The organism is Malacoplasma penetrans HF-2 (assembly GCF_000011225.1).
GTDB classification, from domain to species: domain Bacteria; phylum Bacillota_I; class Bacilli_A; order Mycoplasmatales; family Mycoplasmoidaceae; genus Malacoplasma; species Malacoplasma penetrans.
In genome coordinates this window covers 1-12,842 of sequence record NC_004432.1, presented here as the reverse complement: position 1 = coordinate 12,842, position 12,842 = coordinate 1, and the positions used below count along the sequence as shown (strand labels likewise).

Sequence of the window (12,842 nt, the reverse complement as noted above, 5' to 3'; positions counted from 1 at the left end):
ACCATTAAAAATTTTCTCCAAAACTATTTTCTTGATTTCCATTGTTTACTGATGTTTCTCTACCAAAAATTACATAATTTAAAATTTCTTTTTTTAAGTTGTGGTATTCATCTTGATATTTACTTTTAAAAACACTCATAACAATTGGAACTCTTTCATAACCAACAGCTGCAGTTGATTTTGTTGTTGAACTAATAAAATTAGATGTTACATACACACCTTGTGTTTTAAGTTTTGGTTTAAGAGATTGTTCAATAATATCATTGTGAATAGTAACTCTTGTATTAACCTTTGTAGGAATAGCCACAATTTTCATGTTGTGGTTATTTTTTTCTTTAAATTCTTTTGCAGCATTAATAATTCTTTTTAAACCTAATGTTGCATATTGATCAGGTTCAAATGGAACAAGTGCTACATCAACTATTGATAGTGTTGTGGCAACAACAACTGACATTGCTGGTGGTGTGTCTATAATTACATAATCATAAAGCTCATCTAATTTGTTGATAAGCATCTTTAAGTTAGATTGAGTTATTTGTTTTTGATTTAACAAAAAGTCAAAATAGTTTAATTCATCATTCCCAGGAAGAATATGAAGATTTTCAGTTTTCTTAATTAAAATATCTTCTCAGTAACATTTCCCTTTTAAAAAATCCATTATAGCAAATTCTAAATCATCTGGTTTTTTACCAAATGTAGCAATAACATTACCTTGTCCATCAAGGTCAACAATAATGACTTTTTTACCATCTAAAGATAACGATGCTGCTAAATTGGTTGATAAAGTGGTTTTCAGTACACCACCTTTATTATTAACTACTCCTATTTTCATAAGACTCCTTATAGTTCATAAACCTTTAAAATAACCAATAATTACTTTAAAAATTACTTTTTTAGTTATCTAAATAATTATATATATAAATACATAATTGAATACATAATTTTATAAGTAATTTTTTAGATAATTAATTAGATAATTAAAAAGTAACTATTTACATAACTTAAAAAGTAATTCTTTTAATGGTGTAAAAGTAATTAAATACATAATTATTAAAAATGATTTAAAAATCTATAAATTTTTTAAAAAAAATTAAAAATTTCTATAATTACGTAATTAGTTATACAATTAATGGTTTTTATATAAAAGAAATTACTTTTAGTTGTTTTTTTATAAATAAAACAATAATTACGTAATCAATTACATTATTATTTGAAATAGTGCTTGTTAATTCAAATTAACCATTAAAATTATTACTTTCTTTTAAATTAATTATCAATAATTACGTAATTAGTTATGTTTTTATTGACAAATTTTAAACTATTGTTACTTTTTAACCCTTTAAAAACATAGATATTTTTAATAATTACGTAATCAATTACATTTTTATTGATATAAAGTACCTTTTATCCTAGTCTAAATGCAATATTGTCCTTTCATATCAATAATTACGTAATTAGTTATGTTTTTATTGATTTTACACACAATAAATGGAAACTTTTTTATCAAGAACAAGGTTTTCAGGGTTTTTATTCAATAATTACGTAATTAGTTATGGAATATATCGGGTATAAAACAACTATCAACTCTTTTATCTGTGTGTAAAATATCTGTATTTTTCAAAATAAGCCTTTTTAAGACACTTTATATAATTTTCAGTAGGAAACCACTAGACTTTATTTAAAACCTCTTAAAATGCTTTAAAAATAGGTTTATTTGAATATTTTTTGCTTAAATTTTCATAATTGTGAAAAAATTAGTTTTATTTTGATTTTTATACCTGAAATCCAAGTAATGATTGAAAGATTTCTAAACATCTCTCTTGAAATAAGCTAAACTTTGTGTATAATTTAAGTATTACTTTAGTAATACTTAAAAAATAAAATTCACTTTTTGAAATTTTCTCTTGTTTTTTCAAAAAATTATGTTATATTAACTATTACTAAAGTAATAGTTAAAAAGTGTTGGAAAGTCGTTGGATTAGTAAAAAATTAAAAATTGTTTTTTCTAGTAAAAAAAATCAAAATAAAGCTCTCTGAGAAGAATAAAAATCAATTCTGTGTAAAATCATTGTTTTTGATTTAAAATCTCTTAAAATATGCTTAAAACTTGTTTAAAGTGTGTTTTTGATCTTTAAAAAATGATTTTTGTTGAAATCCAAAAATTTAGAACTATTTTATTTTTTAAACAATTACCTAAAAAATTATGTAATTGTAATTATTATAATTATGAATATATAATTAATTACGTAATTATTGATAATAAAAAATATTTGCTTTATAAAAACAATAAATAAGGTTAAATTTTCTTTTTTTCTTTTAAAAATCATTGCAAAAAGAAAAAATAACAATGTTAGCTATTCTTTGAATTAGATTAACTTCCATTGTTATTATCATTGTTCTTAGGAAATATCTTATTTACTTAAAACACATTTAATAGTTTAAAAATAATATATTTTCAGATAGTGCTTTCTTTTGAATTTAAATTTAAAAATTACACTTAGTAATAAGTAAGTTAAATGATCATAATGTAAATTACTATTCCTCAATAACTACACAAATTTGTGATTATACTGAATTTAAAATGCAGTGTTTTTTATTTTTATATAAGTGTTTTACTAATCAATAATACAACTAAGACATATAGGGGTTAATCTACCTAAAATAATTTAAATTCTTTTGAAATTGATCTATTAATTGCATTTGTAGTTTCTTTACAAATTCCTTCATTACTAAGACTATTTGTATCAATATTATTTCAGTATTCTTGGTTAAATACTAATCAGAAGTGATTTATAAGCTCATTATGTAAAGATTTCAGACTTTTGCACTGATGTTTTCTGTATTATATCCAATTAACATAATTTTAAATATTGCTTATGTATTATGCTTTGTGATCACTATAAGCTATTTCATACTTACTAAAGTCATTATTGCAAAAAGTTTTCATAACAATATTTAAATCATTTCTTTTTTTTAAAAAAATCACTAGGTCTTTGTTTCTTAAATATATAACATGACTTAAATAAATAAAATAATTATTTACTTTTAAAAAGTTATACAAGTACATTTTGATATCTGAGACAGCGGTAATGTACTGATTTTTGGATAAAGTCCAATTTAGGTTTTAAACATTTCTAATGTTTATAGTGATTTAATTTATATCATATCCTGTTTGATTTTGAAATAACCTATATTTCATTTTCAAATAGGATTTTTAATTGTTGTAATATTAAACCCCAATTAGCAACTCTTGATTTCCAATTTTCTGAAATATTAATCAATCTTAAATAAATTAATTTAGATAATGCATTAACAGATGTAATTCCACCTTTTGCTTTTGTTATCTTCCTAATATTTCTATTAACATTTTCAATTAAATTTGTAGTGTAAATTAGCCTTCTAATTTCTGCAGGAAATTGAAAGAAAGTAGTTAACTCTTCTATATTATTATTTCAAGATTTAGTTGCATAGCCATATTTAGAAGATCACTTTTCAGTAAATATTTTTAAAGCTTTCATAGATACATCAAAATTTGGTGCTTGATAGATTTTTTTCATATCTGCAGTAAATTCTTTTAAGTGATCATATCTAACAAATTTTGTAGAGTTTCTTACTTGATGAACAATACATTTTTGAATGTAAGTTTCTGGGAAAGCACTTTTAAAAGCATCACTAATTCCAGTTAGATTATCAGAACAAGAAATAAATACTTTTTTAACACCACGACTTTTTAAATCATTAAAAATACTTAATCATTGTTTAGCAGATTCTGTTTCACCTATTCAAAAACCTAATATTTCCTTAATTCCTTCTAAATTAACTCCAAGAATTATATAAACTGATTTTTCTAAAAATTGAGAGTCATCTCTAACTTTAAATCTAATTCCATCAACAAAGATAATAAGATATATATATCTTCTAAAGGTCTAGACTGTCATGTAAGTATTTCAGGAAGAATTTTGTCAGTAACTCTTGATACTAAATCTTTATCTACTCCTGCACCATACATGTCTAGGAAAACATCTTGTATTTCTCTAGTAGACATTCCTTTAGAATAAAGTTTAATAATATTGTGTTCTATGTCATTTAAATTTCTTTGATGTTTTCTTACTAATTGTGGTTCAAATGTAGAATTAACATCTCTTGGAATTTCTACATCCAATTTTCCATATTTAGTATTTAAAGTTTTTTTGGTTTTTCCTTTCCGGTAGTTATTAGAAAACTCTCTAGAATTCTGATCTCATTTTTCATATCCTAAATGGCCATCCATTTCTACATCTAAACTTTTTTCTATAAACGATTTGGTTAATTCTTTTAAAAGGTTGTCAAAATCTTCTTTGTTTTCAACACCTAATTTTTCTAATAATTTTTCAGCTGATGATTTTTCTTTTTTTGCCATAATAAAAACTCCAGTTAGTAATATCTTAATATTTCCTAAATGGAGTTTATCCAAAATTTGCTACAGTACCTATTTCTTGTAGGAATTAAGAAATTTATTGTAAGTTATTTTTTTAGTTTTTAAATCTGTTAAAGATAAAAAATAATTAAATACTAAAAACTTATTTTCATTCCTTTAATTTCTTACAAATATTCCATTTTGTTATCCATAAAGTTTATTCCCAACATTTGTAAAAAAGTTAACTAAATAAACCATGTTTTTAAAAAATACCTAATATGGTTAATTATTGTTGGTAAAGTTACTTTCTCCAGAGTTGTGATGGACTTAACTAAAGAAAAGGTGATTTTATAATTTTTATAATAAAGGAGTGCAAAATGGAAAAGATAAACAAAATTAAAGAATTGTCAAAAATATCAAAGTACTAAAAATTAAAATTTTGTCTTGATATTTATAAATAGATAGGAAAAATGCTAGGAATACTTAAAAATTTTTAAGAGGTGCTCATAACTTAAATAAAGTTTTTTAAATAAAAAAGTTAAGTTTTATTTTTAATTAGATGATTAAATTAACTTTATTTGAAAAAGAGTTGTGGTTTTCTTATAAATCTTTAAAATTTGTAAAAAGTATTTTAAAGACTAAAACCATAAATATTTGTTTTTTCTCTTTAACAACTAAAACTTAATCTTTTTTTACAATATCCAATTTCTTTATTCTTTTTGAAATTTTTATCTATTCTTAATAAATTAAAAAGTTTTTTATATATAGACCATCAAAAAATTTAGTCAATGAACTTTTTTAAATGATGGATTATTGACTTTGTCTAAAACATCTAAATAATATTCTTAAATTTTTAATATCTTTTATCTCTATTCTTATTAAATTTTCTGACATAAAAAAACACTCCTGTTTAGGAGTGTTAATTATAAAATATGTAATTTTAAGAATTTAATGAGTTATTGATTACTCAATTTCATTTTCATCTTCTTCTTTTTTATAAACTGCAGCTGAAATAATTTTTTCTTTAGGTTGTAATTTTACTAAAGTAACACCTGAAGTTGATCTTCCAATTACTCTTAAGTTCTTCAATTCTTGTCTAATAATTTTTCCAGAACTTGTTACAATTAGAATTTCTTCATCACCTTTAACAGCTGAAGAGAAGATTAGTTTACCAGTTTTGTCATTTTGTTTTAATGTAACAACACCTTTTGAACCTCTTCTAGTTAAACGGTAATTTTCAGCTTCTGATAATTTACCTAACCCTTTTTCACCAATTGAAAGGATTAAATCACCACTTAGAGAAGAAGAAGCACCAACTACATTAATTGAAGTATCAATTTTCTTTTTATTTCTACCTTCTGCTTTAACTTCTATGTTAATTCCTTTAACACCAGATGCAGTTCTTCCCATTACTCTAACATCTTGTTCATTAAATCTTGTTAATAAACCATTAGAAGCACCTAAGTAGATTTCATCTTTCCCTCTTGTTAAGAAAGCTGATAATAATTGATCACCTTCTCTTAAAGTAATTGCTCTTTTACCATTTGATTTAATAGAGTTATATTCAGAAAGACTAGTTCTTTTAACAATACCTTTAGTAGTTGCTAAGAATAAGAAGCCTTTTGAATAATCTTCAACCGGTAACATAACCAATATTTTCTCATTTTTTTCAATATTCATTAGGTTTAAAGCTGGAACACCCTTAGATTGTCTTGATCCTGGTGGAATTTCATGAGCTCTAATTCTATAAACTTTACCAAAATCTGTGAAGAATAAGATATCAGTATGAGTTGTAGTTGTAATAATATCATCTACTTCATCATCGTTATAGGTACTTACCCCTTTTACACCTACTCCTCCACGACGTTGGATTTTGTAAGTTTCAATTGAAATTCTTTTTAAATAGTTGTTAGCAGATCTACTAATAACAATATTTTCAACAGGGATTAAGTCTTCATCATCAATTGATGCTGAAACTCCATATAAAATTTCAGTTTTTCTTTCATCACCATAAGTGTTTTTTAAATTGATTAACTCTTTAGAAATAATATCCATTTGTTTATCACTAGATTTTAAAATTCCACTTAATTCTTGAATTAATGCTTTTACTTCCTTTAATTCTTGTTCAATTTTTAGTCTTTCAAGATTTGAAAGACTTCTTAATCTCATATCTAAAATAGCTTTAGCTTGAATTTTAGTTAGTTTGTATTTAGTAATTAATTGCTTTTCAGCTTCATCATTATCTTTAGATTCTCTAATAATTTTAATTACTGCATCAATGTTAGTAACTGCAATAAATAAACCTTCTAAAATATGTTCTCTTTCTTCTGCTTTTTTAAGTTCAAACTTAGTTTTTCTTACTAAAACATTAACTTGGTGTTTTAAATATTCTTGTAATACTTCTTTAATATTTAATAATTTTGGTTCTTTATCAACTAAAGCCAACATGTTAACACTAAAGTTTGATTGAAGAGGTGTCATTTTGAATAATTTATTTAAAAGAACTTCAGGAACTGTATCTTTTTTAACTTCAATAACAATTCTGATACCTTCTCTAGAAGATTCATCTCTTAAATCTGCAATTCCTTCAATTGCTTCAGTTTTCACAAGATCAACAATTTTGTCAATCAAGTTACTTTTATTTACCATATAAGGTATTTCTTTAATAATAATTTGTGATTTTGAATCTCTACTATGAATAATTTCAGCTTTAGACCTAATAGTAATTGATCCTCTTCCAGTTTCAAAATAACTATTAATTCCATCAGTCCCAACAATTTCTGCTTTTGTAGGGAAATCAGGACCTTTTAATACTTGCTTAATTTCATTTACTGATGCGTCTTTATTCTTAGTTAAAAGTAATACTGCATCTATAATTTCAGATAAGTTATGTGGTGGTATATTTGTAGCCATACCAACAGCAATACCTGATGATCCATTAGCTAACATATTTGGGAACAATGCTGGTAAAACAGTTGGTTCCATTTCACTACCATCATAGTTTTCTGAGAAATCAACAGTTTCTTTTTCAATGTTTTTAAGCATTTCAGAAGAGATTTTAGATAATCTTGCTTCTGTATATCTCATTGCAGCTGCTGAGTCTCCATCAATTGAACCAAAGTTACCATGACCATCAACTAGCATATATCTCATTGAGAAATCTTGTGCCATTCTTACCATTGTTTCATAAGCAGCTGTATCACCATGAGGGTGGTATTTCCCGATAACTTCCCCAACAAGCCTAGCTGACTTTTTATATGGTTTATCATGAGTCATCCCCATATTATATGCAGCATATAAAACTCTTCTATGAACAGGTTTGAAACCATCTCTTACATCTGGAATAGCTCTTGAAACTATAACAGACATTGCATAATCCATAAAAGAATTTTCAACTTCTTTAGAAATTGGTTTATCAGTTACTTTAGTTTTGTTTAAACTCTCTTTTATTTTATCTATATTAATATTTGATGACATTTTTAAAACCTATCTTTTCTAAATATCTAAATTCTTCACGTATTTTGCATTCTTTTCAATGAATTCTCTTCTAGGGGCAACTTCATCTCCCATTAGTAAAGAAAACACTTTGTCAGCATTTAAAGCATCTTCAATAGTTACTTTTAAAAGTAATCTATTTTTAGGATCCATTGTTGTTTCTCACAATTGATCAGGATTCATTTCTCCTAACCCTTTGTATCTTTGAATTTGATACTTAACTTTACTGTTTTCTTTTTTGAATTCTTCTAGCGTTTTTTCATCATATGCATATTTAGATGATTTACCTACAGAAAATTTGAATAAAGGAGGACATGCAATATATACATTCCCATTTTCTAATAATGGATACATATATCTAAATAAGAATGTTAATAGCAAGATTCTAATGTGAGAACCATCAACATCAGCATCGGTCATAAGAATAATTTTGTTGTATCTTAATTTATCTATTTTAAATTCAGGACCAACACCTGCACCAATTGCAGTAATTAAATTAATAATTTCTTCATTTGAAAAAATCTTATCACTCTTAGCTTTTTCAACATTTATAATTTTCCCTTTTAATGGCAGGATTGCTTGGAAAATTCTATCTCTTCCTAATTTTGCACTACCACCGGCTGAATCCCCCTCAACTATATATAGTTCAGAGATTTCTTTATCTTTAGTAGAACAATCTGCTAATTTTCCAGGTAAAGAGTTTGATTCAAATGGAGATTTTCTTCTTGTAGCTTCTCTAGCTTCAAAAGATTTTTTTCTAGCTTCCATTGCTAGTAAACATTTTTTAATAATTACATTTGCATCTTCTGGGTTTTCTAATAAATATTTTTCAAATATTTCACTTACCACATTACTTACAAATGGTCTTACTTCACTGTTTCCTAATTTTCTCTTAGTTTGCCCTTCATATTGAGGATTAGGGTGTTTAATTGAAACTATTGCAGTTAAACCTTCAATTGCATCTTCTTTAGAAATCTTTTCATCAGTTTCTTTTAATAATTTCTTTTCTACTGCAAATTTATTAATAATCTTTTGTAATGCAAATTTGAAACCTTCTTCATGACTTCCACCTTCTGTAGTATTAATATTGTTACAGAAAGTAAAAGTAGAATTGTTGTATGTTTTGTTGTATTGGAAAGCAACTTCTACTCTAATATTGTATTTATCTTTATTATTAGCAGCTTTAACACTTTCTTCTCTTTCATCATAAACAATTGTTGGAACAATAGGTTCTTTTTCATTGTTTAATTCTTCAACTCATTGCTTAATTCCACCAGCAAATAAGAAAGTTTCTTTATCATCTGTTCTTTCATCAATGAAATTGATTTTGATACCTTTATTTAAGTAAGCTAATTGTTTTAATCTACTTTTAATAGTATCTGCATCAAATTCTGCTCTTTCCATAATTTCAAAGTCTGGATAGAATTCAACAATAGTACCATTTTTAATACTAGCTTTTTCATTAGTTACTTTTAGATCAGCAACTGGTTTTCCACCATCTTTGAATTCAATATAATGTTCTTTATATTCTTTATATACTCAAACTTTTAGTCAACTAGATAATGCATTAACAACTGAAGCACCTACACCATGAAGACCTCCAGATACTTTATATGAGTCATTATCAAACTTACCACCAGCATGTAGTACTGTAAGTACAGTTTCTACAGTTGATTTTTTAGTTTTAGCATGTTTTTCAACAGGAATCCCTCTTCCATCATCTTGAACTTTAGCTGAACCTTCTTTAGTTAAAGTTATTGTGATTTCAGAAGCATTTCCAGTCATTGCTTCATCTATTGAGTTATCTACAATTTCTCATACCATGTGGTGAAGACCTTTGATATCAGTAGATCCAATATACATCCCAGGTCTTTTTCTTACAGCTTCTAATCCTTCTAAGATTTTTATATTAGAAGCAGAATAGGTATTTTTTTTAGTTTCTTTATTCATCTTTTACCCTTTCTCCACTATTCACTATCAAGTATTCTTTTTCATTTATAGAAATTACAGAGTTTTCATATAATTTCTTATTTCTTCTTTTTTCAAGAACTCCATCCACAAATATTTCATTTTCCTCAATAAAAATTTTAGATAAAGAACCATTGTCTATAAGGCCTATGAATTTCAAAAATTGAGACAATTTAATGAATGGTGTTTTAATATAAATTTTTTCCATTTTAAATCACTTAAAAACTCTCTAATAAAAAGAATACATAACTATAGAATTATATATTTTAATAATTAAAAAAATAGAATTTTTGATACTAAATGAGTAATAAAAAACCATAAAATTACTGTTTTTATGGTTTTTGGAAGCATTTTCAAGAAAAAATGACTAAAATGTCTATTTTTTAAAAACTCTTTTTTAGTTTCTAATGGGTACTAAAATTTGTAAAAAATTAGGGTCTTTTTCATCTCTTAAAAGGACTGGTTTAAATGAATCTGAAAACTCTACTGTGATGTTATCATTATCAAATGTTTTTAGAAGTGATAACAAGAAGTGATTGTTTAATGAAATTGGAGTTGGTTCATTAACCTTTCCTTTGCATGAAACAGTTTCTTTAGAGTTACCAAGATCAGAACTACTAAAAGAGACTTCTAGTACTTCACTACTAAAATTTAATTTAACAATAGATTTCTTTTCAGAAGATGAGATAGCTAATCCTCTTTCAAGAGCTTCAACTAAAGTTTTCTTAGATATATTTACTTTGTTTTCTTTAGGTGTTGCAATGATTCTCGAAACATTAGGGTAGTCACCTTCAATAATTTTTGAAGCTATTATGGTATTGCTAACTTTAAAGATAATGTTGCTTTCAAATAAGAAGATTTCAATATTAGTATCAAAATCAATTATCTCTAATAATAGTTCTATTAAAGAAACATCTAAGACAATTCTAAAATCTTGTGGAGTTGACTCAAATTTATAGTGAGCAAGTTTATATCCATCAGTAGCTATTATCTCTAAAGTTTTTTCACTGCTTATTGAATTAAAACAAATACCACTCATAATATTTATTTTTTCTTTATTGTTATTAACTGCATATTTAACTTTAGAGATAGATTTTTTAAATACTATAGGTGAGATTGATAATTGGTTTCAGTCATTATATGAAAAGTTAATATTTGGATATTGTTCTTCATCCATAATATTAATATTTGAATCAAAAGTAGATGTTTTTACTTTTATAACCGAATTATCTACTTTCTCTAAAGTAATCATCTCATTCTTTAATTTAGAAATAATTGCAAAGAATGGCTTTGTTTTTATTAAGATTCTTCCTTTTTCCAATATATTTGCATCTTCTGATTTAGCAACAATAGAATGAGTTGATATTATTCCATTAGAAGTAGTAAATTTAATTTCATTGTCATTTACTTCTATAAGAGTTCCTAAAAATACTGGAGAAGAAAAAATATTTTCTGAAATTGAGTTACATAGTCTTAAAGCATTAATAAGTTTAGTTTTACTAACAATGATTTTCATTTTTAAATCCTTTTTCAAACAACTAATATATTTTAATTAATTTATTGTTAATTTATCTTATTTTAATTATTGTTATTATGCCTGTTGGAAATGTTGGAAAGTTGGAAACTAAAATTTTGACATTATATTATCTAAGAAAGCTTTTAAATCTTCATCACTTTTTACTTTAGTTTCTACATCTTTAATTGCTTCTAAAACTGTTGCATGATTTCTATTTGAGAAAAAAGATCCAATTTCATTGTAAGAAAGGTTAATTTTTTCTCTTAAAACATACATACACACTTTTCTAACAAAGGAGAATTGTTTGTTTCTTTTCTTAGAAATAACAGATTTTTTATCAACCCCATAACCTAAACAGATACTTTCAATAATGATATCTGGGTTTATTTGAACTAAATTTGACACAATTTCATAATCAGAGTCTGATTCGATAATTGATCTAATTTTTTCTTCATTAATAATTTCATTAGGATCAACATTATCTAATAAGTGAAAGTATATTTTATTTAAAACACCCTCAAGTGTTCTGATGTCAGAGTTGAATCTTAAAGCAATAAATTCAATTGCAAGATTAGAAAAAGGATTTTTAATCCTAGATTTTTTAATATTTTCTATGATTATTTTTTTAATTGATTCAGTATCTGGTTTATTAATTTTTATTGATAAACCAGAATTAAATCTTGAAATCATTCTGTCATCTATTTTCAATGATGTAGGTAGTTTATCTGAAGTCATCACTATATATTTGTTTTTTGAATTCAACCTATTAAAAATATTAAAAAAAATCTCATTTAATTTTTCTTTATTGTTTAAAAATTGAATATCGTCTATTAAAAGTAGGTCAACATTATCAAAACTATTTTTAAATTCTTCTACTTTTGTCCCACCTTCTGAGATAGCTTTGTAAATTTTTTCTAAAAAATCTTCTGTTTGGATGTACATAAGATTTTTTTGAGGAAATAACTGTACAAATTTATTACCAACAGCATGAAGTAGATGGGTTTTTCCAAGGCCTGTACTTCCATAAATCAGTAGCGTTTTTCAATTATTGTTTTCTTCAAGAAATAAAGAAGCAGCTTTAAATGCATTTTTATTAAACATTCCAATTGTGTAATTTTCAAATGTAAACCTTGAATCCAATGTAGGATTTATTTCTAAAGTTTTTGGTTTTTCTTCTATTGTGGGTAATTCTTTATTAATATCTTTTTCTTCTTTTGTAATAAAAAAGACATTTAAATTTGAATTCATCTTGATAGAAAAATATTCTTCAAATATTTCTTTGTATTCATTAGTAAAAACTTCTTTTACAAAATCATTTTTTACTAAGATATAAACATTTTCATCTTTGATTTTAAAAATTGATGAATCTAAAACATAGTTATTGTAAAAATTCTCATTTTGGAATTCTTTTTCAATTTCTTTTTTAATAATTAGGTATTTTTTTTTAATTTGAGCTAAAGTAAACAT

At 24.8% G+C, this 12,842-nt stretch carries 8 protein-coding genes; all 8 read right to left on the bottom strand.

What is annotated here, in order from left to right; genetic code table 4:
- Positions 1 to 4: 4 nt before the first annotated feature.
- The gene (locus MYPE_RS00040; RefSeq protein WP_011076834.1) at positions 5 to 832 is read right to left on the bottom strand and encodes a ParA family protein; all 828 of its coding nucleotides are present in this window, start codon (positions 830 to 832) and stop codon (positions 5 to 7) included.
- A gap of 2,356 nt (positions 833 to 3,188) precedes the next feature.
- Complete coding sequence (locus MYPE_RS05880; RefSeq protein WP_267871840.1) at positions 3,189 to 3,851, bottom strand: IS256 family transposase; 663 nt, start codon at positions 3,849 to 3,851, stop codon at positions 3,189 to 3,191.
- Positions 3,848 to 4,399, bottom strand: a complete 552-nt coding sequence (locus MYPE_RS05875; RefSeq protein ID WP_083755089.1) for a transposase — start codon at positions 4,397 to 4,399, stop codon at positions 3,848 to 3,850. The genes MYPE_RS05880 and MYPE_RS05875 overlap by 4 nt, the downstream gene beginning before the upstream one ends.
- A 960-nt stretch (positions 4,400 to 5,359) precedes the next feature.
- Complete coding sequence (gene gyrA, locus MYPE_RS00025) at positions 5,360 to 7,873, bottom strand: DNA topoisomerase (ATP-hydrolyzing) subunit A (protein WP_011076830.1); 2,514 nt, start codon at positions 7,871 to 7,873, stop codon at positions 5,360 to 5,362.
- Positions 7,874 to 7,891: 18 nt separating this feature from the next.
- A complete protein-coding gene (gyrB, locus tag MYPE_RS00020; RefSeq protein WP_011076829.1) occupies positions 7,892 to 9,841 on the bottom strand; it encodes a DNA topoisomerase (ATP-hydrolyzing) subunit B in 1,950 nt (649 codons plus the stop codon).
- Positions 9,834 to 10,067, bottom strand: a complete 234-nt coding sequence (locus MYPE_RS00015; protein WP_044891170.1) for an RNA-binding S4 domain-containing protein — start codon at positions 10,065 to 10,067, stop codon at positions 9,834 to 9,836. The genes gyrB and MYPE_RS00015 overlap by 8 nt, the downstream gene beginning before the upstream one ends.
- Positions 10,068 to 10,256: 189 nt before the next feature.
- Positions 10,257 to 11,375, bottom strand: a complete 1,119-nt coding sequence (locus tag MYPE_RS00010) for a DNA polymerase III subunit beta (protein ID WP_152023085.1) — start codon at positions 11,373 to 11,375, stop codon at positions 10,257 to 10,259.
- Between the two features lie 108 nt (positions 11,376 to 11,483).
- Positions 11,484 to 12,842 carry a chromosomal replication initiator protein DnaA gene (dnaA, locus tag MYPE_RS00005; RefSeq protein ID WP_011076827.1) on the bottom strand — a complete coding sequence of 453 codons (1,359 nt, stop codon included), beginning with the start codon at positions 12,840 to 12,842 and terminating at the stop codon, positions 11,484 to 11,486.